The following is a 23,414-nucleotide window of genomic DNA, read 5'->3' on the forward strand; positions in this document are numbered from 1 at the left end:
CACGGCGTACGGGGCCTCACGGACGGCGGTCCGCGGAACCGGAGTTGTCCCGGTTCCGGATCCGACAGGGTCAGCCCTTACGGGACTTGACCTCCTCGGTGAGCGCCGGGACGACGTCGAACAGGTCACCGACCACGCCGTAGTCCACCAGGTCGAAGATCGGCGCCTCGGCGTCCTTGTTGATGGCGACGATGGTCTTCGAGGTCTGCATGCCGGCCCGGTGCTGGATCGCGCCGGAGATGCCCGCCGCGATGTAGAGCTGCGGCGAGACGGACTTGCCGGTCTGGCCCACCTGGTTGGTGTGCGGGTACCAGCCGGCGTCCACGGCGGCGCGCGAGGCGCCGACGGCCGCGCCGAGCGAGTCGGCCAGCGCCTCGATGAGCGGGAAGTTCTCGGCGCCGTTGACGCCACGGCCGCCGGAGACCACGATCGCGGCCTCGGTCAGCTCCGGGCGGCCGGTCGACTCGCGCGGCGTACGCGAGACGATCTTGGTGCCCTTGGAGGAGTCGGCGACGGTCACCGCGAGCTGCTCGACCGTACCGGCGGCCGGAGCGGCCTCGGGGGCGGCGGAGTTGGGCTTGACGGTGATGACCGGAGTGCCCTTGGAGACACGGGACTTGGTGGTGAAGGACGCGGCGAACACGGACTGGGTGGCCACCGGGCCCTCGTCGCCGGCCTCCAGGTCGACGGCGTCGGTGATGATGCCGGAGCCGATACGGACCGCGAGGCGGGCCGCGATCTCCTTGCCCTCCACGGAGGACGGCAGCAGCACGGCGGCCGGGGACACGGCCTCGTACGCGGCCTGGAGCGCGTCGACCTTCGGCGCGACCAGGTACTCGGTGAACTCCGGGGCATCGGCGGTCAGGACCTTGACCGCGCCGTGCTCGGCGAGCACGGGGGCGGCGGTGTCCGCGCCGGCGCCGAGGTGCACGGCCACGGGCTCGCCGATGCGGCGGGCGAGGGTGAGCAGTTCGAGGGTGGGCTTGCGGACGGCGCCGTCCACGTGGTCGACGTAGACAAGGACTTCAGCCATGGGATTGCTCTCCTGCGGGAAAAATACGGGCGGTTGGGGTGCTCGTACGCGTACGCGTCGGCGGGCTCAGATGAACTTCTGGCCCGCGAGGTACTCGGCGAGCTGCTTGCCGCCCTCGCCCTCGTCCTTGACGACCGTGCCCGCCGTACGGGCCGGGCGCTCGGCCGCGTCCTCGACCTTGGTCCAGGCGCCTTCGAGGCCGACCTCGTCCGCCTCGATCTCCAGGTCTTCCAGGTCCAGGGTCTCCACCGGCTTCTTCTTGGCGGCCATGATGCCCTTGAAGGAGGGGTAGCGGGCCTCGCCGGACTGGTCGGTCACCGACACGACGGCCGGCAGCGACGCCTCAAGCTGCTCGCTGGCGGTGTCGCCGTCGCGACGGCCCTTGACCACGCCGTTCTCGACGGAGACCGCGGAGAGCTGGGTCACCTGCGGTACGTTCAGGCGCTCGGCGAGCAGCGCGGGCAGCACACCCATGGAGCCGTCGGTGGAGGCCATGCCGCAGACGACCAGGTCGTAGCCGGTCTTCTCGATGGCCTTGGCGAGCACGAGAGAGGTGCCCAGCGCGTCGGTGCCGTGCAGGTCGTCGTCCTCGACGTGGACACCCTTGTCGGCGCCCATGGACAGCGCCTTGCGCAGCGCGTCGCTAGCGTCCTCGGGACCGACGGTCAGGACCGTGATCTCCGCGTCGTCGGCCGCCTCCTTGATCTGCAGGGCCTGCTCGACCGCGTACTCGTCGAGCTCCGAGAGCAGGCCGTCCACGTCGTCGCGGTCGACGGTCAGGTCCTCGGCGAAGTGCCGGTCGCCGGTGGCGTCGGGCACGTACTTCACACAGACAACGATCCTCAGGCTCACGCCGGCTCTCCTACCTGCTTCGACTCTTCCGAACTGCCTTGTGGTGGCAGCATAGGCGCCTGTTGGGGCGGCTTCCGGCCGGATACGTTCCCCGCGCCGACCGAAATATTACTCGCCAGTACACCCACCCCATTCCCCGGAAGCAAGGCCGTTGAACTGTGACCTTGCCAACGGCCTTCTTCCGGGTGGCAGCGGGCGGCGCGCGGAACCTCTCAGTCGCGCAGCGCGTTGAAGCGCCCCTGGTGGTACAGGAGCGGACGGCCGCCGCCCGTCGGGTCGCCGGCGACGGCCTGGGCGAGCACGATCCGGTGGTCACCGGCCGGGACCCGGGCCAGGACCTTGCACACCAGCCAGGCCAGTACGCCGTCCAGGACCGGTACGCCTTCGGGGCCGCGGCGCCAGGAAGTGGGCGCCGCGAAACGGTCGGCGCCGCTGCGCGCGAAGGTGACCGCCAGCTCCTCCTGGTGCTCGCCGAGTATGTGGACGCCGATGTGCTCGGCCTCGGAGACGGCGGGCCAACTGGAGGAACCCGTACTGATGCCGAAGGAGATCAGCGGAGGTTCGGCGGCGACGGAGGTCAGGGAGGTGGCGGTGAAGCCGACGGGGCGCGAGCCGTGGGCGGTGATCACCGCGACACCCGCCGCGTGCCGCCGGAAGACGGAGCGCAGAAGATCGGGGGTGTGGGGAACGCGCGGGGCGTGCGGGTCACGTGAGGCATCGGGGGCATCGGGAACGCCCGAGGCCCCGGAGACCTCAGGGACATCCGGGGCATCGCCGACACCGGCGGCCGTACGGGCAGGGCCGGCACAGGCCGCGGCGGGAGAGGGCGTGCCGGGATCGGGCGAGGCCGTCATGGAGCTGCTGTCCTTCTGCTGGGGTGTACGGGCCGGGGCCGAGCCACCGGCAGGGGTGCCGCCCGCGGCTGCGGGGCCGGAGCCGGCGGCACGGCTGCCGCGGGCCGGGCGATCGCCGCTCACACGCCCGGACGGCGCGCGCTCGCAGTAGGCACGAGATCCGCGTGAGCGCGCCGGTGGAGAAGGAAGCCCGGCCGCATCACGTCGGACTGACGACGCGCGCCGCGCACCGTCAAGGTCGGCCCCGTCAACTGGGAGATCCATCACGGACCGCGGCGCCGAGGGCCGCGATGACGTCGGCCCGGCGCGGCTGACCGGCCGCGCGGCGTACGACCGTGCCGTCCGCGTCCAGGACCAGCACGGTCGGGGTGCGCGCCACCTCCAGCGCACGGACGAGTTCCAGCCGTGCCTCGGCGTCGATCTCGACGTGCGCGACACCGGGCACCATGTCCGCCACGTCGGCCAGGGTGCGCCGGGTGGCCCGGCAGGGCTGGCAGAAGGCACTGGAGAACTGCACCAGCGTCGCCCGTGCCCCCAGCTCCGCGCCGATCTCCTCGGCCCCCAGCCGCATCACACCCCGCTCCTCTTCCTTCCGTCCGTCCTGTCCCGGCACCCTCAACTCTCCCATCCCCCGCGCCCCGGCCGGCTCCGTTCGTCCTTCTCTCCGGGAGTACAGCGCCCGACACGCCCCACGGATTCCCGCCCCCTATGTCATATCCTCCCCCTCCTCCATCTTGCTTATGGCGGCTCGATGACGACCACAGCACCGCTATCAAAGGCCACGCCCCCGTTACCTCTCGGGACGCGAGGTGTACCTTCTGCTGCGGAGGCAATGCACCGGTGTGCCGCATACGTGACGAGAATCTCCCGGCCGCAGCAGCCCCCGCAGTGGCCCGCGGGCCCGCGATCGGGCACGATCTCCCGAAAGCCGCATACCTACGGCCGCGTAACTTTTTGCCGGGAGAACCCTCCCCAGGCATACAGAAGGGGTCCCCCGACATGGCAGAGCTGGTCTACCCGCCCGTCATCGCCGCCGCCCGCACTGCCTTCAAGGCGCTCGACCTGAAGTTCGACATAGCGGGGTCCGACCACATCCCGCGGCGGGGCGGCGCGGTGCTGGTGAGCAACCACATCGGCTACCTGGACTTCGTCTTCTGCGGCCTGGCGGCCCGGCCCGCCAAGCGCCTGGTGCGCTTCATGGCGAAGGAGTCGGTGTTCCGGCACAAGGTGTCGGGGCCGCTGATGCGCGCGATGAAGCACATCCCGGTGGACCGGGCGCAGGGCATGCACGCCTACAAGCACGCCCTGTCCGCACTGCGCTCGGGCGAGATCATCGGAGTCTTCCCCGAAGCGACGATCTCCGAATCCTTCACCCTGAAGAACTTCAAGTCGGGCGCGGCACGGCTGGCCCAGGAGGCCGGCGTACCGCTGCTGCCGATGGCGCTGTGGGGCACGCAGCGGCTGTGGACCAAGGGCCACAAGCGCGACCTGGGCCGCAACCACTACCCGATCACGATCCGGGTGGGCGAGCCGATGGAAGCCCCGCAGGACGAACAGGCGGAGAAGATCACCGACCGGCTGCGGGCCCGCGTCCAGGACCTCCTGGAAGCCGCCCAGCGCGCCTACCCCGTACGCCCCAAGGGCCCGGACGACACCTGGTGGATCCCCGCCCACCTCGGCGGCACCGCCCCCGCCCCGGGCACGGCGGGCTGAGCACGCCACCGCTCGGTGGATCACGGCCCGGCCCCGGCGGGGTGCTGTGAGGAAGTCGCCTCCTGGCCCGGGAACGCGGACGTTGCTGGACGTGCTCTTTGACATCACTGCGGACGGGACCGGTACGGACGGGCGTCCCGCGCATCCGTCACGGGCGCCGGCGCAAGCCCCTGCGAAAGTTCTGGCGGGCGATGTCAAGACGGCGGCAGCGGCTCCGACCAACAGGTCGAAGGGCCCGGCCGGGGCCCGCGGAACACGAGGAGTACGCGATGAAGTTCCTGATCAGCATGCACATCAACCCGGATGTCCTGGACGCGCTGACCGACGAGGAGAAGGCGGCGATCGGTGACGGCCACGGCGCGTTCATCGAGGCGCTCAAGAGCAGCGGCGAGCTGATCACCACACAGGCGCTGGTCGACCCGTCCCAGGCCGCCGTGGTGTCCGTACGAGGCGGCCGGCCGGTGGTGACCGACGGTCCTTTCCTGGAGTCCAAGGAGTACCTGGGCGGCTTCTACCTGATCGATTGTGAGAACAAGGAGCGGGCCATCGAGTTGGCGACGCGGATCCCGGACACCGCGATCGAGGGTCTGGGGGTCGAGGTGCGGCAGGTGATGTTCGCTGACGGACAGTTGGAGGCATGACAGCAGCACCAGCCGTCGAGGACCTGCTGCGTGCGCTGACGCCGCAGGTCCTGAGCACGTTGGTACGCCGGCACGGCCAGTTCGAAGGGTGTGAGGACGCCGTACAGGAGGCCGCCCTGGCCGCCACCGTGCAGTGGCCGGCGCAGGGAGTCCCGGACAACCCGCGCGGCTGGCTGACGACGGTCGCCTCCCGGCGGCTCATCGACCAGATGCGCAGCGACCACGCGCGCCGCGAGCGGGAGGCGACCACGGCCACCGAAGTGGTGCCCGAGGAGGTGCCGGACACCGACGACACGCTCGTCCTGCTGTTCCTGTGCTGCCATCCGACGCTGACCGCGGCCTCCCAGATCGCTCTGACGCTGCGGGCGGTCGGCGGCCTGACCACGGCCGAGATCGCCCGCGCGTTCCTGGTGCCGCAGGCCACGATGGCGGCCCGGATCAGCCGGGCCAAGCAGCGCATCAAGGCCGCCGGCAGCTCCTTCGCCCTGCCGGACGGCGCGGAGCACGAGGAGCGGCTACGGGCCGTCCTGCACGTGCTCTATCTGATCTTCAACGAGGGCTACACCGCTTCCTCGGGCAGCGCGTTGCACCGCGCCGACCTCGCACGCGAGGCGATCCGGCTGGCCAGGATGGTGCATGCGCAACTGCCCGAGGACGGCGAGGTGACCGGGCTGCTCGCGCTGATGCTGCTGACCCACGCCCGCCGCACGGCACGTACGACGGCGGCCGGTGACCTGGTGCCGCTGGACGAGCAGGACCGTACGCGATGGGACCGCGAGCTGATCGACGAGGGGCTGGAACTGGTCAAGGTGTCGCTGGCCGGCCCGGCACTGGGTCCTTACCAACTCCAGGCCGCCATCGCCGCCACGCACGCCGACGCGGCCACGGCCCAGGAGACCAACTGGCCGCAGGTACACGCCCTTTACCTGATCCTGGAACGGATCGCGCCGAACCCGATGGTCACCCTGAACCGGGCGATCGCACTCGCCGAGATCCAGGGCCCGTCGGCCGGGCTGGCCCTGCTGTCCGTACTGGACAGCGACGAGCGGATGGCCGGGCATCACCGGCTGCTGTCCGTACGGGCGCATCTGCTGGAGAAAGCCGGCGACGCGGCCGGGGCGTACGAACTCTACCGGCGCGCCGCGAAGTCGACCGCCAGCCTCGCCGAACAGCGCTATCTGCAGTCCCGGGCCGGCCGCGTGCGGCCGACGGCCTGACGTCCAAGCTTCCGCTGGGGCAGCTCGCGGAACGCTGTCCCTCGCTGCTGCCTGCGGAGTGGGTTCCGTTTGCTTCAGGGAGGCTGACAGCGCGGCGACCGGCGGCGCCAAGGGCGCATCGGTACGCATGGAAGGGTGACGGTCGTCAGGGGCGCGCGGTGCAGCGCGGTCGGAAATCCGGTCGGGCTGCCGGCCGTCGGCCGTGGACCGTGGGGCATTCGTGCTGCGTGGGTGTGCAGATGGAGGTCGACGTCCGGGGCCCGGTGGCGTGATGACCTGCCGCGTTGGCGAACGTACCGGGCGCACAAGACGCCGGCCGGTGGCAGGGGTGGGGTGGTGCGCGGGGCCGGGTGGCGGCGGCGGATGCGCTCTGCGGGGTGGACCGCGTGTGCGCGGCGGGAGTGCTGGGGGGCGTTACTCCGTGCGCCGCCGGAACGGGGTTGCCAGGGGCCGGGCTTTGCGGTGCTCTCGAATGGGCCTGTTCGAGTGCGCTGCCGGCCGGGGAACCACCGGGGCCACCGCGGCGCGGGCCTGGCGGGGGAAGCCACATCGTGCGTCGGTGCCGGGGCTTCCCCTGCCGGAAAACGCGGGGAGCCTCCTGCGTCAGATACCCGCCTACCCGTCCTCGGCGCTCTCAGGGGGACCCTCGCCCTTTGTCCGCGGCGCCGCTGAGCCCGCTGCGTTTCCGGCCCGCGTACCGGAGCCGGATACCAGCACCGTGACCACCCGCCCCGGCTGACACCCAGCGCGAAGGAGACGAGCATGACCCGACGTACCGGCATCACCCGGTCCCTGACGAACATCGTCGATGACATCAAAGACCTGCTCGACGACGCCCTCGACAGTGTCGGCGACCTCGAACACGACACCCGCGACTCGCTGAGCAGGACCCTGTGCCCGGAGCGCGGCCGGCGCTCACAGCGCCGCCACGGTCCGGACCCCGATGACGCCGTCGGACAGGTCGAGTTGACCGCGCTGTGGACCAGGCTGGGCCAGATCGAGGAACTGCTGCGCCAGCAGCAGACCGCCGCCGCCCCGGACAGCGCCAAGGCGGCGGGCGCCTCGGGGCGGGCTCCGAAGACCTCCTCGTGACACCAGCAGGCGGCCCGCCCAACAGGTGCGCACATTCGCACCCGACCGCACCGGGGAGGCACCGCTGTTCCGAGGTCAGTGAGGTGAACGAACGCGGGAGGAGGCGGACGCCCGGTCGGGGCGCCTGGAGCCCGAGCTTTCCCCTTCCGAGTGATCAGAGCGAACCAGTCCAGAAAGGAACGGACCCGCCATGACTGTCCTGGACGAGGCGCACACCGTTGTCCGCGCCTACAGCACCACCTGGTACGACCCGGTGGTCAGCATGCCACCCGGGCTGAACGAAGCCACCACAGCCGCGTACCTATGTATGCGCGGCATCGACGAGATCGAGGACCACCCCGCTCTGGAAGGCACCGTCAAAGCCACCCTGCTGCGGGACATATCCGCGCTGTGGCAATCCCGCTCCACGGAGGACGACTTCACCACGCTGCTGTCTCCGCACCACCAACTGCCCGAGGTGACCCGCCGCCTGGGTCAATGGTCGGACCTGGCCCCGTCCGACATCGCCCCACGCGTACTGGAGACCTTCGCCACCATGGCCGACCGCATGGCCGACTGGGCCGAGGCCGACTTCGCCATCCACACCGAACAGGACTTCAACCGCTACACCTACGCCGTCGCCGGCACCCTCGTCCTGATGCTGTCCGATCTGTGGGCCTGGCACGACGGCACCCGCACCGACCGCACCCACGGCATCGCCTACGGCCGTGCCCTCCAGGCCGTCAACATCCTCATCGACCGCGACACCGACATCACTCGTGATGTCGACTTCTGGCCCGATCACTGGCAGCGCTCCCACCTGGCCGCCTACTGCCGTACGGAACTCGCCCAGGCCGACCTGTACGTGGCCGCGCTGTCCCCCGGCCCCGCCCGGGCCTTCTGCCAACAGCCGCTCGCCCGTGCTCACCGCGCACTGGACAGCGCCTGCTGCACCACCCCCTCACGCAATGGCGGCCCCGTATGAGCGACGCCAACAGCAGGGACGCCGACACCAGGGACGCCAACAGCGACGCCAACGGCAGAGCGGAACCGCCGGTCGAAGACCCCGGCTCCCTGGTCGTGCCGGCCCTCTCGTTTCCGTTCCCCGCCCGCCTGCACCCGGACGCCGACGCGCTGGAACAACGTCTGCTCGACTGGATGCGCACCCATCATCTGGACCGGTCGGGCGCCGAGGTGACCGCCCGTGGACAGCAGATGGTCGGCCGGGCCGGCGCCTGGCTGTGTCCGACCGGGCCCATCGACCGGGTCACCCTGGCGTGCTACACGGTCCTGTGGATGGCCACGCTCGACGACCGGCTCAGCGAACCCGCTGCCCGCACGGGCGAGCTGACCGCACTCGCCCATCACTGGCTCGCCTTCGACCGCATCTTGATGAGGGACCCCCACCACCGAACCCGAAGCGCACTGGAGAGTGCCTTGCACGACCTGTGGCAGCGTCTGTCCACTGTGGCCGGCCCCGGACAACTCGCCCGCCTGCACCAGGCCATCCTTCTCCTCGGCCACGGCTTCACCGCCGAAGCCGTCCACGCCACTGCTCGCAAGCCGCCCACGCTCGCCGAGTACCGGCACATCCGCCACGCCACCAGCGGCCTGGGCATCTACACCGTTGTCCTGGAGATCGCAGGCGGCTTCGAACTGCCCCTTTCCGTCGTGCAGGAACCCGAGGTCCAGACGCTGACCACTTTGGCGATCGAGATCGTCACCACCACCAACGAGATCGTTACCTGCCCCAGCGACGTCGGTCTTGGTGACGACCTCAATCTCGCTGTCCTCCTTGCCCGCGAACACGGCACCACTGTCCAAGAAGGCATGGAAGAAGCCGCGACCGAACTGCGCCGGCTGACCGACCGCTTCCTCCACCTGTGCGAGCACCTGGGCGCCCGGAACCCGGAAGCCATCGAGCCGTACACCGCCGCCCTCAAGGACTTCATCGCCGGACACCTCGCCTGGCTCGCCGAAACCGACAGATACGCGGCCTCGAACCGGGCTTGTGCCCGATCGCGAAGCCTGCTTCGCCGCGAAGGCGATGAAGGCGAGCGCCGCCGCGGCGCTTCAGTTGGTCAGTAGTCGCGAAGCTGCGGCCGTCCGACCTCGATGCGGGCGTCGGGGCACATCTTCTGGAGGGACTCGGCGAGTTCGGCGGCGGCCGTTTGGAGTTCGCCGGCCGTCATCGGGGCCATGCGTTCCAGGAGGAACAGGGCGTTCACCGAGGTGTCGGTCAGGCGGGTGCGGGTGCCCTGGCGCCAGTTCCAGCGGCGGCAGGTGACGCCCTTCTCGTCGCACCACACGACCTCGCCCGGCTCGGGGTGTTCGATGACGTGCTCGCCGCCCGCCGCGGTCACGAAGGGTTCCTCGCCGGTGGCGCGCAGGAGGCGCATCGAGCCCTGGATGTGGTCCAGGTCCTCGCCGCCGACGGGGATGAGGTGGGCGACGCTGATGGCGTTGTAGAGGTCGACCAGGCGGTTGATGCGGGGCAGGCTGCCGTCGGCGAGGGCGCGCCTGGCCAGTGCCTCGGCGGAGTTGCGGGTGCGGGAGGGCTTGCTGCCGAAGGCGGCGTAGGCGGCGCGCCAGGCGGCGATGTGCGGGTCGTCCTGGGGCGCGCGGCCGGCCAGGCGTTCGGTGAGGCGGCGGGTGGCCTCGTCCAGGAGGGCCGAGCTGTGGTCGTCGCTCGGGCCGTTGGTCAGGCCGTGTGCTTCCACGGCCAGGTATCCGAAGCCGGGCGCCAGGGTACGTACGTCGTCCGAGACGTGGAGGGTGAGGAGCATGGTGGGGTGCCTCGCGGGTCGGTGGGAGCGTCTGCCGGTGGCGAGGCCGTGGAGGGGCCTCGCCGGGCGCATTGGAGCACGAAAGGGTACGGTTCAGCAAACCGTACCCTTTGGTGCACTACAGTGGACCCGGCGAGTGGCCCGTGCGGGCTTAGCGGCCCATTTCTTCCCGGAGGGCGGTGAGGAAGCCGTCGACGTCCTCTTCGGCGGTGTCGAAGGAGCACATCCAGCGGACGACGCCCGCCGCCTCGTCCCAGAAGTAGAAGCGGTAGCGCTTCTGCAGCCGTTCGCTGACGTCGTGCGGGAGGCGCGCGAAGACGGCGTTGGCCTGGACCGGGTAGAGGATCTCCACTCCGTCGACCTCGCGGACGCCGGCCGCGAGCCGCTGCGCCATGGTGTTGGCGTGCCGGGCGTTGCGCAGCCACAGGTCGCGGGCGAGCAGTGCCTCGAACTGCACCGAGACGAAGCGCATCTTGGACGCGAGCTGCATCGAGAGCTTGCGCAGGTGCTTCATCGCCCGTACGGCGTCCGGGTTGAGGACCACCACGGCCTCGCCGAACATCGCGCCGTTCTTGGTGGCGCCGAGGGAGAGGATGTCCACCCCCACGGCGTAGGTGAACGCCCGCATCGGTACGTCCAGCGACGCCGCCGCGTTGGCTATGCGGGCACCGTCCAGGTGGACCAGCATGCCGCGCTCGTGGGCGTGCTCGCAGATGGCCCGCACCTCGTCGGGGGTGTAGACCGTGCCCAGTTCGGTGTTCTGGGTGATCGAGACGACCTGCGGCATGGCGCGGTGCTCGTCCTCCCAGCCGTACGCCTGCCGGTCGATCAGCTCGGGGGTGAGCTTGCCGTCCTCGGTCGGTACGGTCAGCAGCTTCAGCCCGCCGACGCGCTCGGGGGCACCGCCCTCGTCGACGTGGATGTGCGCCGTCTCGGCGGCGATCACCGCTCCCCAGCGGTCGGTCACCGCCTGGAGGGCGACGACGTTCGCGCCGGTCCCGTTGAAGACCGGGAACGCCTCGGCGCTCGGGCCGAAGTGGCTGCGGATCACCCGCTGGAGGTGCTCGGTGTACTGGTCCTCGCCGTAGGCGACCTGGTGGCCGCCGTTGGCCAGGGCCAGCGCCTCCAGGACCTCCGGGTGGACACCCGCGTAATTGTCACTGGCGAAGCCGCGCAGCTCGGTGTCGTGGCGACGCTTGGCGTCGGTCTTGCGGTCGGTCACGGCTCGGGGGTCAGCCACAGGCGCTGTCCATTCATTTCCCGGGCGGGCCGCTCCCAGACGCCCGTGATGGCCTCGGCCAGGTCCTTGACGTCCGTGAAGCCCGCGAACTTTGCGTTCGGTCGCTCGGCGCGCATCTGGTCGTTGACGAGCGCCTTGACGATCAGGATGGCAGCAGCGGCCTTCGGCCCGTCCTCGCCCCCCGCCTTGCGGAAGGCGTCCCCCAGCGCCAGCGTCCACGCCTCGGCGGCGGCCTTGGCTGCGGCGTACGCGGCGTTGCCGGCCGTCGGCTTGCTCGCGCCGGCCGCGCTGATCAGCAGGAAACGCCCGTCGCCGGCCCGCTCCAGGGGCCCCTGGAAGGCCAGGGAGGTGTGCTGCACCGTACGGATCAGGAGCTTTTCCAGCAGGTCCCAGTCGGCGAGGTCGGTCTCGGCGAAGGTCGCCGAACCGCGCCAGCCGCCCACCAGGTGCACCAGGCCGTCGATCCGGCCGAACTCCTTTTCCGTACGGTCCGCCCAGGCGCGGGTGGCGTCCAGGTCGAGCAGGTCGACCGTGTCGCCGGTGACGGTCGCGCCGCCGTGGGCGTACCGGGCCGCGTCGACGGCCTCGGCCAGCCGCGCGGGGTCGGCGTCCGCGGCGACGACCACCGCGCCGGCCTCCGCCAGCCGCAGCAGGGCGGCGCGCCCGGCCGGGCCGCCCGCCCCGGCCACCGCCACGACCGCGCCCTCCAGCGGCCCCTGTCCGCCGCCCTTCGAAGTAGTCATCTCCGTCGCCTCCTCGATTCCCTGATGCTCTTGGTGGGCCCTGGCCGTAAGGCCCCTGTCGGTTCGGGGCCCGGGTGTCGCGGGTGCCTGTGGCGGGCCCCAGGCACCCGGCCGGCGCCTGACGCCTACGGCGTCGCTCACACCATCGCCGGTTCGGCGCGCTCGGCCGTGATGCCCTTGGTCGAGGCGATCACCCGGCGGAGCTTCTTGGCAAGCGCTTCGTAGAACATGCTCAGCGGGAACTCGTCCGGCAGTACCTCGTCCACGAGTTTGCGCGGCGGCTGGTCCAGGTCCAAGGCGTCCGGGCCCTTGGCCCAGACCGAGCCGGGGTGCGGGGCGAGGTAGGTGGAGACGAGGTCGTAGGCGGCGAACCAGTGGACCAGTTTGGGCCGGTCGATGCCGTCGCGGTAGAGCTTCTCGATCTCGCCGCAGAGCTGGTTGGTGACCTGCGGGGCCCGCTCCCAGTCGATGTGCAGTGTGTTGTCCGTCCAGCGTACGACGTCGTGCCGGTGCAGGTACGCGAACAGGAGCTGACCGCCCAGGCCGTCGTAGTTGCGCACCCGGTCGCCGGTGACGGGGAAGCGGAACATCCGGTCGAAGATCACGGCGTACTGGATGTCGCGGGCCTGCGGAAGGCCCTCCGCCTCCAGCTTGACGGCTTCCTTGAAAGCGGTGAGGTCGCAGCGCAGCTCCTCCAGGCCGTACATCCAGAACGGCTGGCGCTGCTTGATCATGAACGGGTCGAACGGCAGGTCACCGTGGCTGTGCGTACGGTCATGGATCATGTCCCACAGGACGAACGCCTGCTGGCAGCGGTCCTGGTCGGCGAGCATGTCGCGGATGTCCTCGGGCAGTTCGATGCCCAGGGTCTGCACGGCGGCCTCGCTGACCCGCCGGAAGCGGGCGGCCTCGCGGTCGCAGAAGATGGCGCCCCAGGTGAAGCGCTCGGGGGCCTGGCGCACCGCGATGGTCTCCGGGAAGAGGACCGCGGAGTTGGTGTCGTACCCGGCCGTGAAGTCCTCGAAGGTGATGCCGCAGAACAGCGGGTTGTCGTAGCGCGTGCGCTCCAGTTCGGCCAGCCAGTCGGGCCACACCATGCGCAGCACGACCGCCTCGAAGTTGCGGTCCGGGTTGCCGTTCTGGGTGTACATCGGGAAGACGACCAGGTGCTGAAGGCCGTCGACCCGCTGCTCGGCGGGCTGGAAGGCGAGCAGCGAGTCCAGGAAGTCCGGTACGGCGAAGCCGCCGTCGGCCCAGCGGCGCAGGTCGGCGACGAGCGCGCGGTGGTAGGCCGCGTCGTGCGGCAGGAGCGGGGAGAGTTCCTCGACGGCCGCGACGGCGCGCTCGACCTCGGCGCGGACGGCGTCGGCGCCGGGCGCGCCCTCGGCCTCCAGGTCGATCGAGCCGTCCTTGGACTGCCAGGGGCGGATGGTCTCGACAGCGTTCTTGAGCACGGGCCAGGCGGGGTGCGCGACCACACGGTCTGCGGTCGCGGTGCCCGTCGGAGCATCCACAGGCGAAAGAATTTCCGTCATGACTACCCTCCGGCAGGAGATCGTGTGGTGCGGCCCACCGTAACCAGCCAGTGATTGACGCTCAAGGGCTCAGGAGAAAATTTTTCTGTCTCCGCCCCATGGTCACGGCTGTTTTTCCCGCCCATCGCCGCCGAAGCGTCACTTTCTGGCCTGCCGTCCCGGGTGTTTCGCCGCTTCCTCCTGTCCCGGCCTGCTCCGTCGGCGGCCTCGGGGCCGTACGGGAGGACGGGAAGGGGGCGGGAAGGGGGCGGGACACGCATCGGGAGCGTCCGAGGTTCACCCCACCGTCGCCCCGGCCCGTTAGGCTGTGCGCCGTTTCGAGCATCCGCTGCGACAGACGCCGATCACTCGCCGATCACTCGCCGATCAGACGCCAATCACACGCCGACAGACGCCGACAGAAACGAGGCAGCCTTGTCCTTCCTCACCATCGGTCACCGCGGACTCATGGGCGTGGAGCCCGAGAACACCCTGCGCTCCTTCGTCCGCGCCGAACACGAAGGTGTCGATGTCATCGAGCTGGACCTGCATCTGAGCAAGGACGGCGCGCTCGTGGTCATGCACGACGCGCACGTGGACCGCACGACCGACGGCTGCGGCCCCATCGCCGACCGCACCCTGGCCGAGCTGCGCGAACTGGACGCCGGGCAGGGCGAGCGGATCCCCGTCTTCGAGGAGGTCGTGGACGCCGTACGGGCACCGCTGCAGGCCGAGATCAAGGACGTGGCGGCGGCTCGGGTGCTGGCCGAGGTGGTGCGGACCCGTGACCTCGTCGGCCGGGTCGACATCATCTCCTTCCACGACGAGGCGCTGGCCGCGATCCGCGAGCTGCTGCCGGGCGTGCCGACCGCGCTGGTCGCCGATTTCTACGGAGCCGACGTCGTGGAGCGGGCGCGGGCCGTGGGAGCGTCCACGCTCTCCTTGAACATCCGCCGGCTCACGCTCGAACTGGTCGAGCAGGCCCACGCCGCGGACCTGAAGGTCCTGGGATGGACGGTCAACACCCACGATCACCTGCGGCTGGCACGGGGGCTGGGGCTGGACGGCGCAGTGACGGACCACCCGGAGATCCGGCGGGCGGTGCGGTTCACGGCGTAGGGCCTCAGAGGGCCTTGGTCAGCAGCTCGAATTCCAGGTCGTCGCGCTGCGGGATGCCGAACCGCTCGTCCCCGTACGGGAAGGGGCTCATCCGGCCGGTGCGCCGGTAGCCCCGGCGTTCGTAGTAGGCGATAAGTTCCGCCCGCTGCTTGATGACGGTCATGTGCATTTCACGGGCGTCCCACCGCGTCCGCGCCGTCCGCTCCGCCTCGGCCATGATCACCTTGCCCAGGCCGCCGCCCTGGAGGTCGGGGCGGACCGCGAACATCCCGAAGTAGACGTGCTCCCCGCGGTGTTCGAGCTGGCAGCAGGCGACGAGCACGCCGTCGCGCTCGGCGATCAGCAGCAGGCTGTGGGGGTCGCGCACGACGGCCGCCACACCCTCCGGGTCGGTCCGCTGGCCGTCCAGCAGGTCCGCCTCCGTCGTCCAGCCCGCCCGGCTCGCCTCGCCGCGGTACGCCGACTCGATCAGCTCGACGAGCCCGGGCACATCGGCCTCGGTGGCGGCGCGGAAGGTCAGCTCGATGGTGGGCATGGTGCGCGGGGTCCTCTCCGGGGCGGACGGGTGCGGTACGGGACAGGAGGCTAACAAGCCGGCCGGCGGCGGTCCCGGGGAGACCGGGATACGGGACGCGCGCCATCACCCGGTACGGATACCGTCGCCCGTCGTCACCTGCCGCCGCTTCCCGGCCCCTGCCCCCTCTCCTGTCCGCTCCTTCTCGCTCCCTTCTCGCTCCCTTCGTCCGCCTCCCCCGTCCGCGCCGCGCGTCGGCGTAGGGTCCTGGCATGGTGCATGTACTGAGCAGCAGGGTGCTGGTGCGGCCGGCCGATCCGGAGCGGTCGCGGGCGTTCTACGGACAGGTGCTGGGCCTGGAGATCTTCCGCGAGTTCGGTACGGGGCCCGAGCGCGGCACGGTGTACTTCCTCGGCGGCGGCTTCCTGGAGGTCTCCGGGCGCTCGCAGGAAGCGCCGGGCGGCAGACTCCAGTTGTGGATGCAGGTCGCGGACGTGCGGGCCGCCCACGAGGAACTGGTGGCCCGCGGCGTGGAGGTGCTGCGCCCTCCGGTTCGCGAGCCGTGGGGGCTGATCGAGATGTGGATCGCCGACCCGGACGGCCACCGGATCGTCCTGACGCAGGTCCCCGCCGACCACCCGCTGCGCTACCGCCCCGGAATCTGAGGCTCCGGCCGCCGCGCAAGTGGCCGCCCGGCCCTCCGCCTGGCCCTCCGCCCGGCCCGTCGCCGGTCGCAGGGCCCCATGTGCACCCCTGTGTGCGTCCGTGCGCTCGGGTTCGCACCGGGTTCACAGGACCGCGTTCGGGCATCCTGCCGACGTACGCGCGTTGACGGCGTACGGGCGTTGATGGCGTTCGGGCGTCGCAGGCGTACGGGCTCTTGGGGAGGTGCCCCGTGCACGGACCGCCGTGGCTCGGCTGGCCGCTGGTGCTGCTGTGTGCCGCCGCGGGCGCGTACTGCCTGTCCCGGGCGCGTACGGGCACCCCGGAACAGCGCCGGGAGGCCCGCGGCGAGGCGCTTATGGGGCTGGGCATGGCGGCGATGGCACTGCCCGCCTCCGCCGTGACCCTGCCGGCGTGGTCGCCCTGGGCTTTCACGGTGGTCTTCGGCGCGGCGGGCCTGTGGTCGGTGCTGCGCCGGCACCCCCACCATCTGGTGGGTGCCTCGGCGATGGTCTACATGGCACTGGCCATGGGCACCGGACCGGCCGCCGGCGGCGCCGGGCACACGGGACACCCGGTGGCGCACGTGTCCTCGTCCGCGGCACCGGGCACTCCGGGCGGACTCCCCGTACTGACCGGGCTGCTCCTCGCCTATTACGCCGTGTTCGCCGTCGCCGCCGGCCTGCGTCTGACGCCGGCCGGGGCGGAGACGGTCCTGGATACGGGAGCGGGAGCCCGTACGGCAGCGGGAGCGTGTACGGAGGCGGGTGCCCGTGGAGGAAGGGGCGGCGCCGTCGTGTGCGGGGTGCGGACCGCCCGGCCGGAAGTGATCGGCGCGTGCCGGGTCGCCATGGGCATCGGCATGTTCGCCATGCTCCTGACGCTGTGAGACGGCGGCCGTGGCGCCGACCGTCACGGTGGTCGCCACAGCGGTCACCGCGGCGGTCGCAAGAGCCGCCGCAACGGCGGTCGCGGGCACGGGTTCCACGGCCGTAACGGTGGTGGTATACGTCACTTCCGGCGCGGGGGCGTACCTATGGGTAGCGGCGCGCTCATAGGCTGACGCCATGATGGTCACTCTCGCGCTGATGACGCTCGGCGCGCTGGCCGCGGCGATGGCGCCGCGCCTGATGGCCCGTGCCGACTGGCCCGACCGTGAGCCGGTGCTCGCCCTGTGGGTGTGGCAGTGCGTGGTCGCGGCCGTACTGCTGTGCTGTGTGCTGGCGATGGCCCTGAGTGCCGCCGCCGCGTGGGAGTCCGTGCGCAGCCCCGTCTTCGGACCCGCGCCCAGTGCCGTCGTCGACGCCTACGCACTCAAGACGTACGAGCCGTGGGCCGGGCCGCTGGCCGTCCTGCTGGCCTGCGGCGGGGCGTGGACGGCCGCGATGCTCACCCGTGAGGTGCGCCGTACGCGGGCCAGGCGGCGGCAGCGGCGCGCGGATCTGCTGTTGCGCTCGCCCCGGCTGCCGGGTGAGGAGCGCGGCGGTGAGCGTCTGGTCGTACTGGAGGGCGACCGCCCGCAGGCGTGGTGGCTGCCCGGTGCCGCTCCTCAACTGGCCATCACCACCGCCGCGTTGCGCCGCCTGAAAGGGCGTCAGCTCGACGCGCTGATCGCGCACGAGCAGGGACACGCCCGGGCCCGGCACGACCTCCTCCTGTACTGCGCCTCGGCGCTGGCCGTCGGCTTCCCGCAGGTGCCGGTCTTCGCGGCCTTCCGCGACCAGGTGCACCGGCTGGTGGAGCTGGCGGCCGACGACATGGCCTCGCGCCGCTTCGGGCGGCTGGCGATCGCCCTGGCGCTGGTCGAACTCAACGAGGACCGTGGGGTGTTCGGGCCCTGCCCCGCCCAGTGCGCGGAAGTCCCGCAGCGGGTGCACCGTCTGCTGGAGCCGGCGCCCCGGCTCACCCGGGGCCGGCGGCTGCGGATGACCGCGATCGCGGCCCTGGTACCGGCGGTTCCGCTCCTCGTCACCTTCATCCCGGGGCTCAGCGCGCTGGCGTGAGGCCCGGCGTGGCCGGCGGCCGGCGACCGGTGGTCGCCGGCCTGCGGCGCACCGACGTGGCCGTGGCTCATCCGATCGGCGACGATCGGTACATGGCACCGATGTCGCGCTCCCGTCCGCGCTCCGATCCACGTACGTCGCGCATGTCCGGCTCCCGCGCCTTCCCGGGAACCGCGACCCGTACCTCCCACCGTGACCCCGGTGGCCGCAACCACCCCGGCGGCCTCAACACCCCTGGCAGGAACACCACCCCCAACAGCCCCGGCGGTCCCGACAGATCCGACGGCCGGCTCATCCCCTCGTACGCCGCCTGCCTGTGGGCCGCCGCCGGGCTCGCGGCGCTCGTCGCGCTGCTGCTCGTACTCGTGGTCCTGCGCTGGGCTCCCCTGATGGCCCTGGACACGGCCGTCGCGGACGGACTGCACCGCACGGCGGTCGCCGGTCCCGGCTGGACGCGGACCGCGCGGGTGCTCTCGGACTGGTTCTGGGATCCGTGGACGATGCGTGCCGTACTGGCGCTGATGTTCCTGTTCCTCCTGCGGCGCCGGGAGCATACGGTGGCGGCCTGGGTGGCGGTGTCGGGAGTGATGAGCGCGGCGCTGCAGCAGACGGTCAAGGCGGTGGTGGGCCGGGAGCGCCCGGTGTGGCCGGACCCGGTCGCCACGGCCCACTACGCCGCCTTCCCCTCCGGTCACGCCATGACGGCGGCGGTCGCGGGCGCGACGGCCGTGTGGCTGCTGCGGCTCTACGGGGCGCCGCGCCCGTGGCGGCGGGGCGTGGCGGCGGTCGCCGCCGTGTCGGTGGCCGGAGTCGGCTTCACACGGGTGTACTTGGGCGTGCACTGGCTGACGGACGTGGTGGCCGGCTGGCTGTTGGGCATGGCCCTGGTGGCACTGGTGGCGGGCCTGCACGCGCGCCGCCCGCACCCCCACCGCCCGCACCCGCGCGCCGGCGCACGCGGCAACAGAAGGACGGACGAAGAACCCTGATGACAGGATGGCCCGCATGGCTGTAAAGGGAGTGCTCTTCGACTTCTCCGGAACGCTGCTGCGTATCGAGTCGGCCGAGTCCTGGCTGCGCGCGGCCCTCGCCGAGACCGGTACGGACATGGAGGAGGCCGATGTCCTGCGCAGCGCTGCGGAACTGGAACGGGCGGGGGCGCTGCCGGGCGGCTCCTCGCCCGTACGGATACCGCCCGAGCTGGCCGGGCTGTGGGAGATCCGCGACCGTACGGGCGATCACCACCGCGAGCTGTACACCTCTCTGGCGCGCCAGGTCCCGCTGCCCCGCGCGGAGTTGTACGACGTGCTCTACGACCGCCACAAGTCGCCGTCGGCCTGGTCCCCGTACCCGGACGCCGCCGAGGTCCTGGACGCGCTGTGGCGGCGCGGGGTCCGTATCGGCGTGGTGAGCAACATCGGCTGGGACCTGCGCCCGGTCCTGCGCGCGCACGGCCTCGACCGCTTCGTCGGCGCGTACGCCCTCTCCTTCGAACACGGCGTCCAGAAGCCGGATCCCCGGCTCTTCGGCATCGCGTGCCAGGAACTGGGGACGGCACCGCAGGACGTCGTCATGGTCGGTGACGACCGGCGCGCAGACGGCGGCGCGACGGCCCTGGGCTGCGCGTTCCTGCCGGTGGACCATCTGCCGGTCCACGAGCGCCCGGACGGCCTGCGTCCGGTGCTCGCCCTCGCCGGCTGACGGCTCCGCGTACGGCTATGTACAACTACGTACGACTATGTACGGCGTGTCTCCGTTATGTACGGCGTGTCTCCGTGCCGTGGCCGAGCGCCCGGGTGATCTCCTGGACGTTGGCGAACTGCCGGCCCTCGGGGAGGCCGCCGGCCAGGTCCACCAGGCGGTCCGGCGCGTTGTTCCCGCGCAGTGCGGCGATCACCGCGGCGCGGTCGGCCGGGTAGACCGCACGACCCAGGTGGCGCGCCAGTTCGGTGCGCAGTTCGACGTCCTCGGGCGTCATGCCGGGCGGGGTGCCGCCGGTCAGGGGGGTGTCCGGGGCGCGGTCGGTCTGCGGCTGGTCCTCGCCCGGGGGTTCGGGCTCGCGGTCCTCTTCCGCCCGGATCGCCCGGTTGGCCTTCAGCTCCCCCTGGAGCTCGTGTTTCATCTCGTCGTCGCGCAGCGGGCCCGTCTTGTTCCGCCCTTGGGTGGTCATGTCTTCCTCCAGCCATTCCGGCGTCGCGGCTTCGCGGCCGGGTGGCGATCACGGGGTCCCCGCCTGGGTACCCCGATGGGACCGGTCAAACCCGGTCCCATCAGGAGCCCCGTGGTACGGACGGACGGGCGTCACAGCCGGTCGCCCGCTGTCCGGCACTCGGCAGCCCGCACCCGGTGTCCGGCGCTCGACCTCACGCCCCCCGCGTCCGGCGCCCGGCGTCAGGCGCGGGAGAACCACCGTTCGCGCTCGGCGGTGGTGACCGTACGCCGCTGCGTGTCCAGTTCGATCTTGCCGAGGTGGGCGTAGTGGTCCACCACCTCCGGGCCGAACGCCTGGCGGGCCAGCGCGCTGCGGCGGAAGGCGTCCAGCGCGTGGTCGAGCGTGACGGGGATCTGCGGCGCGTCCTCGGCCCGGTAGGCGTTGTCCGTGTACGGGTCCGGGGGCGGGGTACGGCGGTCCAGGCCGTGGGTGATCGCGGCGAGGGCGGCGGCGAGCGCCAGGTAGGGGTTGGCGTCCGCGCCGGGCACCCGTACCTCCAGGTGCAGCCCGTCCCCGTGGCCGACCACCCGTACCGCGCACGTCCGGTTGTCCATCCCCCAGGTGAGCCGGGTGGGGGCGAAGGAGTCGGGCACGAAGCGCTTGTAGGAGTTGGTGGTGGGGGCGTAGAGCGGGGTGAGCTGCGGCAGCCCGTCCAGGAGTCCGGCGATCGCGTACCGGGCCGTGGCGGAGGGGTTTCCCTGCTCGTCGGCGAGGACCGGGCGGTCGTCCCGCCAGAGGGAGACATGCAGGTGGAAGCCGTTGGCCAGGCCCGTTTCCGGGGCGGCCATGAAGGTCGGGGCCAGCCCCGCCCGGGCGCCCACGGTGCGTGCCGCGTGCTTGAAGAGCGGATGGCCGTCGCAGGCCGCCAGCGCGTCGCCGTACGGGAAGGTCACCTCGATCTGGCCGGGCGCCGACTCGGTCTTGACCGCCTCGACCGGCAGTCCGGCGCCGGCCAGCGCGACGGCGAGCCGGCGCATGTACGCGTCCTGGCACGGGTCGTGGTCCAGGGCGTAGTCGAGGTTCTCCTCGGTCACCGCGCGCAGACCGTGGTAGCCGGCCTGCGCCGCGTCGGCGTAGCTGCCCTTGTACAGCACGAACTCGGTCTCCAGGCCCGCCTTGACGCTCAGGCCCCGCTCGGCGAGACGGGCCAGGGCACCGCGGAGCATCTGCCGGGGCGCCACCGCCACCGGCCGGCCGTCGGGTCCGACGGCGTCCGCGTGGACCAGGGCGGTGCCCGGCTGCCACGGCAGCAGCCGCACGGTGGACAGGTCGGGCTGCACCCGCAGGTCCTGGTAGCCGGTCGCCCAGGAGGTGAGCGCGAAGCCGTCCAGGGGGCGCATGTCCACATCGGTCGCCAGGATGTACGCGCACATGTCGGTGCCGTCGCCCGCGACCTGGTCCAGGAAGTGCCGGGCGTCGTACAGCTTGCCCTTCAGACGGCCCTGGGCGTCGGTGACGGCGACGCGTACGGTGTCGACCCGGCCGGCCGCGACCTCCTGCCGCAGCCCTTCCAGGCCCAGCGGCCCGCCGGGCCGTGCCGTGCGCGAACCGCCGTGGGGAAGCTCCGTGAAGACCCCCGGACCCGCCACCGCGCCGTTCTCCGTACCCCGCGCACCGTTCTCCGTACCCCGTGCGCGGCTCTCCGTACCCCGCGCACCGTTGTCCGGCCCGCCGCTCATCAGACGATCTCCTGTTCCAGTTTCGCCAGCTCGGGATCGTCGGCCGGCGTCGGGATCTCGTACGCCCGGCGTCCGGCGACCACCCACCAGATGCTGGCCAGTGCGAGGACCGCGACCAGGGCCACGGGCGCGTAGTTGAAGGAATCCAGGGATATCGGGCTGCTCTGCGGCAGGCAGAACAGCAGCGTCACGAAGGCGACCCACACCACGGCGATCCAGCCGACCGGCACGCCCCAGCGGCCGAGGTTCCAGGGGCCGGGCCGGAAGCGGTCGCCGGCCTTGAGCCGCAGGAAGATCGGGATGGCGTAGGCGGGGGTGATGCCGATGACGTTGATCGAGGTCACGGCGGAGTACGCGGTCGGGGAGTACAGGGAGGGGACGGCGAGCACGGCGGCGACCACGACGGCCAGGACGACCGCGCGGGTGGGCGTGCCCGTACGGCTGGAGACCCGGCGCCACAGCCGGGAGCCGGGCAGCGCGCCGTCCCGGCTGAAGGCGAACACCATCCGCGAGGCGGCGGCGACCCCGGCGTTGCCGCAGAAGAGCTGGGCGACGATGACGATCAGCAGCAGCGCCTTGGCGCCGCCGACACCCAGCGCGTCGAGGAAGATCTGCGCGGGCGGCACGTTGGTGGCGGTGCCCTGGGTGCCGGCGTAGTTCTGGATGGCGAAGGTGAGGCCGGTGAGCAGTACGAAGCCGGCGGCCCAGGACCAGACGATGGCGCGCATGATGCCGCGGGCGGCGCTGGTCTGGGCCTGGGTGGTCTCCTCCGAGAGGTGCGCGGAGGCGTCGTACCCGCAGAAGGTGTACTGCGCCAGCAGCAGGCCGATCATGACGACGTAGAGCGAGCTGGTCCAGCCGGTGTCGTTGACGAACTTGCCGAAGACGAAAGAGGCGGACTGGTGGTGGGAGGGGACCAGCCACAGCACGCCGACGATGACGGCGACGCCCGCCACGTGCCACCACACGCTGATGGAGTTCAGGATGCTGACCAGGCGGACGCCGAAGAGGTTCAGCGTCGCGTGCAGGCACAGGATGACCAGGTAGATCACCATGGTCGCGCCCGGGGTGGGTTCGAAGCCCCACTGGAGGTTGCAGAACGCGCCGACGAACTGGGCCGCGCCGTAGTCGACGCTGGCGATGGCGCCGAGCAGGCCCAGCAGGTTGAGCCAGCCGGTGTACCAGCCCCAGCGCCGGCCGCCGAGCTGGTCCGCCATGTAGTACAGCGCGCCGGAGGTCGGGTAGGCGCTGGTGACCTCGGCCAGTCCGGCGCCGACGAACAGCACCATGAAGCCGACGGCGAGCCAGCCCCAGATCATCACGGCGGGGCCGCCGGTGTTCAGGCCGAAGCCGTAGAGCGTCATGCATCCGGACAGGACCGAGATGACGCTGAAACTGATGGCGAAGTTGCCGAACGGTCCCATGCGGCGGGTGAGCACCGGTTTGTAGCCGAGTTCGCGCAGGAACTCGTCGTCGGACTTCAGACCGTGGGCGTGCTGGGACACACGTCCGGATCGTGTCGCACGGGACACCAGGGAACCTCCGATTGCGCAAACACCT

The 23,414-nt window shown here is 71.6% G+C and carries 24 protein-coding genes; 12 read left to right on the top strand and 12 right to left on the bottom strand.

Translation table 11 applies throughout. The features are described from left to right. Window positions 1-70: 70 nt before the first annotated feature. From KGS77_RS03860 to KGS77_RS03875, 4 genes are all read right to left on the bottom strand, one after another. Complete coding sequence (locus KGS77_RS03860; RefSeq protein WP_242578687.1) at window positions 71-1,033, bottom strand: electron transfer flavoprotein subunit alpha/FixB family protein; 963 nt, start codon at window positions 1,031-1,033, stop codon at window positions 71-73. Window positions 1,034-1,099: 66 nt separating this feature from the next. Continuing rightward, window positions 1,100-1,885 carry an electron transfer flavoprotein subunit beta/FixA family protein gene (locus KGS77_RS03865; RefSeq protein ID WP_242578688.1) on the bottom strand — a complete coding sequence of 262 codons (786 nt, stop codon included), beginning with the start codon at window positions 1,883-1,885 and terminating at the stop codon, window positions 1,100-1,102. Between the two features lie 212 nt (window positions 1,886-2,097). Further along, window positions 2,098-2,553: a flavin reductase family protein gene (locus KGS77_RS03870; RefSeq protein WP_242587279.1), complete on the bottom strand. Its 456-nt coding sequence runs from the start codon at window positions 2,551-2,553 to the stop codon at window positions 2,098-2,100. A 433-nt stretch (window positions 2,554-2,986) separates the two neighbouring features. Beyond that, window positions 2,987-3,310 carry a thioredoxin family protein gene (locus tag KGS77_RS03875; protein ID WP_347404577.1) on the bottom strand — a complete coding sequence of 108 codons (324 nt, stop codon included), beginning with the start codon at window positions 3,308-3,310 and terminating at the stop codon, window positions 2,987-2,989. A 428-nt stretch (window positions 3,311-3,738) separates the two neighbouring features. On the opposite strand from KGS77_RS03875, the gene KGS77_RS03880 reads away from it, so the two are divergent. The 6 genes from KGS77_RS03880 (at window position 3,739) to KGS77_RS03905 (ending at window position 9,469) form a co-directional block, all read left to right on the top strand. Further along, window positions 3,739-4,452: a lysophospholipid acyltransferase family protein gene (locus KGS77_RS03880; RefSeq protein WP_242578690.1), complete on the top strand. Its 714-nt coding sequence runs from the start codon at window positions 3,739-3,741 to the stop codon at window positions 4,450-4,452. Window positions 4,453-4,721: 269 nt separating this feature from the next. Beyond that, window positions 4,722-5,093, top strand: a complete 372-nt coding sequence (locus KGS77_RS03885; protein WP_242578691.1) for a YciI family protein — start codon at window positions 4,722-4,724, stop codon at window positions 5,091-5,093. After that, a complete protein-coding gene (locus KGS77_RS03890; RefSeq protein WP_242578692.1) occupies window positions 5,090-6,310 on the top strand; it encodes a DUF6596 domain-containing protein in 1,221 nt (406 codons plus the stop codon). Before KGS77_RS03885 ends, KGS77_RS03890 begins: the two co-directional genes overlap by 4 nt. A 762-nt stretch (window positions 6,311-7,072) precedes the next feature. Next, a complete protein-coding gene (locus KGS77_RS03895) occupies window positions 7,073-7,402 on the top strand; it encodes a hypothetical protein (RefSeq protein ID WP_242578693.1) in 330 nt (109 codons plus the stop codon). Window positions 7,403-7,592: 190 nt separating this feature from the next. Then, window positions 7,593-8,366, top strand: coding sequence for a squalene/phytoene synthase family protein (locus tag KGS77_RS03900; RefSeq protein ID WP_242578694.1), 774 nt, complete (start codon window positions 7,593-7,595; stop codon window positions 8,364-8,366). Continuing rightward, a complete protein-coding gene (locus KGS77_RS03905) occupies window positions 8,363-9,469 on the top strand; it encodes a hypothetical protein (protein WP_242578695.1) in 1,107 nt (368 codons plus the stop codon). Before KGS77_RS03900 ends, KGS77_RS03905 begins: the two co-directional genes overlap by 4 nt. On the opposite strand, the gene KGS77_RS03910 is transcribed toward KGS77_RS03905, so the two are convergent. The 4 genes from KGS77_RS03910 to KGS77_RS03925 form a co-directional block, all read right to left on the bottom strand. Next, window positions 9,463-10,167: a phenylalanine--tRNA ligase beta subunit-related protein gene (locus KGS77_RS03910; RefSeq protein WP_242578696.1), complete on the bottom strand. Its 705-nt coding sequence runs from the start codon at window positions 10,165-10,167 to the stop codon at window positions 9,463-9,465. The genes KGS77_RS03905 and KGS77_RS03910 overlap by 7 nt on opposite strands. Before the next feature lie 151 nt (window positions 10,168-10,318). Then, the gene (locus KGS77_RS03915) at window positions 10,319-11,407 is read right to left on the bottom strand and encodes a low specificity L-threonine aldolase (RefSeq protein WP_242578697.1); all 1,089 of its coding nucleotides are present in this window, start codon (window positions 11,405-11,407) and stop codon (window positions 10,319-10,321) included. After that, a complete protein-coding gene (locus KGS77_RS03920) occupies window positions 11,386-12,150 on the bottom strand; it encodes an SDR family NAD(P)-dependent oxidoreductase (RefSeq protein WP_242578698.1) in 765 nt (254 codons plus the stop codon). The genes KGS77_RS03915 and KGS77_RS03920 overlap by 22 nt, the downstream gene beginning before the upstream one ends. 137 nt (window positions 12,151-12,287) lie before the next feature. Next, window positions 12,288-13,685 (bottom strand): DUF6421 family protein, encoded by a 1,398-nt coding sequence (locus KGS77_RS03925; protein ID WP_242578699.1) that lies wholly within the window; start codon window positions 13,683-13,685, stop codon window positions 12,288-12,290. Window positions 13,686-14,099: 414 nt separating this feature from the next. Between KGS77_RS03925 and KGS77_RS03930 the strand changes: the two genes are divergently transcribed. Beyond that, window positions 14,100-14,783, top strand: a complete 684-nt coding sequence (locus KGS77_RS03930) for a glycerophosphodiester phosphodiesterase family protein (protein WP_242578700.1) — start codon at window positions 14,100-14,102, stop codon at window positions 14,781-14,783. Window positions 14,784-14,787: 4 nt separating this feature from the next. Here the strand turns inward: KGS77_RS03930 and KGS77_RS03935 are convergent, their stop codons facing one another. After that, a complete protein-coding gene (locus tag KGS77_RS03935; RefSeq protein ID WP_242578701.1) occupies window positions 14,788-15,318 on the bottom strand; it encodes a GNAT family N-acetyltransferase in 531 nt (176 codons plus the stop codon). Window positions 15,319-15,569: 251 nt separating this feature from the next. On the opposite strand from KGS77_RS03935, the gene KGS77_RS03940 reads away from it, so the two are divergent. The 5 genes from KGS77_RS03940 to KGS77_RS03960 all read left to right on the top strand — a co-directional run bounded on the left by KGS77_RS03940 (window position 15,570) and on the right by KGS77_RS03960 (window position 19,664). Next, entirely contained in the window at window positions 15,570-15,962 is a 393-nt protein-coding gene (locus tag KGS77_RS03940; RefSeq protein ID WP_242578702.1) for a VOC family protein, read from the top strand. Window positions 15,963-16,192: 230 nt separating this feature from the next. Beyond that, complete coding sequence (locus KGS77_RS03945; protein WP_242578703.1) at window positions 16,193-16,849, top strand: DUF5134 domain-containing protein; 657 nt, start codon at window positions 16,193-16,195, stop codon at window positions 16,847-16,849. A 178-nt stretch (window positions 16,850-17,027) separates the two neighbouring features. Then, on the top strand, window positions 17,028-17,963 hold the full coding sequence (locus KGS77_RS03950; RefSeq protein ID WP_242578704.1) for a M56 family metallopeptidase: 936 nt from the start codon (window positions 17,028-17,030) through the stop codon (window positions 17,961-17,963). A 92-nt stretch (window positions 17,964-18,055) separates the two neighbouring features. Next, window positions 18,056-18,952: a phosphatase PAP2 family protein gene (locus tag KGS77_RS03955; protein ID WP_347404432.1), complete on the top strand. Its 897-nt coding sequence runs from the start codon at window positions 18,056-18,058 to the stop codon at window positions 18,950-18,952. Between the two features lie 16 nt (window positions 18,953-18,968). After that, window positions 18,969-19,664 carry an HAD family hydrolase gene (locus tag KGS77_RS03960; RefSeq protein WP_242578705.1) on the top strand — a complete coding sequence of 232 codons (696 nt, stop codon included), beginning with the start codon at window positions 18,969-18,971 and terminating at the stop codon, window positions 19,662-19,664. A 55-nt stretch (window positions 19,665-19,719) separates the two neighbouring features. Here the strand turns inward: KGS77_RS03960 and KGS77_RS03965 are convergent, their stop codons facing one another. The 3 genes from KGS77_RS03965 to KGS77_RS03975 form a co-directional block, all read right to left on the bottom strand. Then, window positions 19,720-20,133 (bottom strand): DUF2795 domain-containing protein, encoded by a 414-nt coding sequence (locus tag KGS77_RS03965; RefSeq protein WP_242578706.1) that lies wholly within the window; start codon window positions 20,131-20,133, stop codon window positions 19,720-19,722. A 221-nt stretch (window positions 20,134-20,354) separates the two neighbouring features. Further along, window positions 20,355-21,854 (bottom strand): glutamine synthetase family protein, encoded by a 1,500-nt coding sequence (locus tag KGS77_RS03970; RefSeq protein WP_242578707.1) that lies wholly within the window; start codon window positions 21,852-21,854, stop codon window positions 20,355-20,357. Next, the gene (locus KGS77_RS03975; protein WP_242578708.1) at window positions 21,854-23,359 is read right to left on the bottom strand and encodes an amino acid permease; all 1,506 of its coding nucleotides are present in this window, start codon (window positions 23,357-23,359) and stop codon (window positions 21,854-21,856) included. Before KGS77_RS03975 ends, KGS77_RS03970 begins: the two co-directional genes overlap by 1 nt. Between the last annotated feature and the right edge of the window lie 55 nt (window positions 23,360-23,414).

Origin of the sequence: Streptomyces sp. MST-110588 (genome assembly GCF_022695595.1) — a bacterium.
GTDB lineage: Bacteria > Actinomycetota > Actinomycetes > Streptomycetales > Streptomycetaceae > Streptomyces.

Coding starts and splice junctions, on each gene's coding strand:
- KGS77_RS03860 (WP_242578687.1), bottom strand. CDS start 1,033: ATGGCTGAAGTCCTTGTCTACGTCGACCACGTGGACGGCGCCGTCCGC.
- KGS77_RS03875 (WP_347404577.1), bottom strand. CDS start 3,310: ATGCGGCTGGGGGCCGAGGAGATCGGCGCGGAGCTGGGGGCACGGGCG.
- KGS77_RS03880 (WP_242578690.1), top strand. CDS start 3,739: ATGGCAGAGCTGGTCTACCCGCCCGTCATCGCCGCCGCCCGCACTGCC.
- KGS77_RS03885 (WP_242578691.1), top strand. CDS start 4,722: ATGAAGTTCCTGATCAGCATGCACATCAACCCGGATGTCCTGGACGCG.
- KGS77_RS03890 (WP_242578692.1), top strand. CDS start 5,090: ATGACAGCAGCACCAGCCGTCGAGGACCTGCTGCGTGCGCTGACGCCG.
- KGS77_RS03895 (WP_242578693.1), top strand. CDS start 7,073: ATGACCCGACGTACCGGCATCACCCGGTCCCTGACGAACATCGTCGAT.
- KGS77_RS03900 (WP_242578694.1), top strand. CDS start 7,593: ATGACTGTCCTGGACGAGGCGCACACCGTTGTCCGCGCCTACAGCACC.
- KGS77_RS03905 (WP_242578695.1), top strand. CDS start 8,363: ATGAGCGACGCCAACAGCAGGGACGCCGACACCAGGGACGCCAACAGC.
- KGS77_RS03910 (WP_242578696.1), bottom strand. CDS start 10,167: ATGCTCCTCACCCTCCACGTCTCGGACGACGTACGTACCCTGGCGCCC.
- KGS77_RS03920 (WP_242578698.1), bottom strand. CDS start 12,150: ATGACTACTTCGAAGGGCGGCGGACAGGGGCCGCTGGAGGGCGCGGTC.
- KGS77_RS03925 (WP_242578699.1), bottom strand. CDS start 13,685: ATGACGGAAATTCTTTCGCCTGTGGATGCTCCGACGGGCACCGCGACC.
- KGS77_RS03935 (WP_242578701.1), bottom strand. CDS start 15,318: ATGCCCACCATCGAGCTGACCTTCCGCGCCGCCACCGAGGCCGATGTG.
- KGS77_RS03940 (WP_242578702.1), top strand. CDS start 15,570: ATGGTGCATGTACTGAGCAGCAGGGTGCTGGTGCGGCCGGCCGATCCG.
- KGS77_RS03950 (WP_242578704.1), top strand. CDS start 17,028: ATGATGGTCACTCTCGCGCTGATGACGCTCGGCGCGCTGGCCGCGGCG.
- KGS77_RS03955 (WP_347404432.1), top strand. CDS start 18,056: ATGGCACCGATGTCGCGCTCCCGTCCGCGCTCCGATCCACGTACGTCG.
- KGS77_RS03960 (WP_242578705.1), top strand. CDS start 18,969: ATGGCTGTAAAGGGAGTGCTCTTCGACTTCTCCGGAACGCTGCTGCGT.
- KGS77_RS03965 (WP_242578706.1), bottom strand. CDS start 20,133: ATGACCACCCAAGGGCGGAACAAGACGGGCCCGCTGCGCGACGACGAG.
- KGS77_RS03970 (WP_242578707.1), bottom strand. CDS start 21,854: ATGAGCGGCGGGCCGGACAACGGTGCGCGGGGTACGGAGAGCCGCGCA.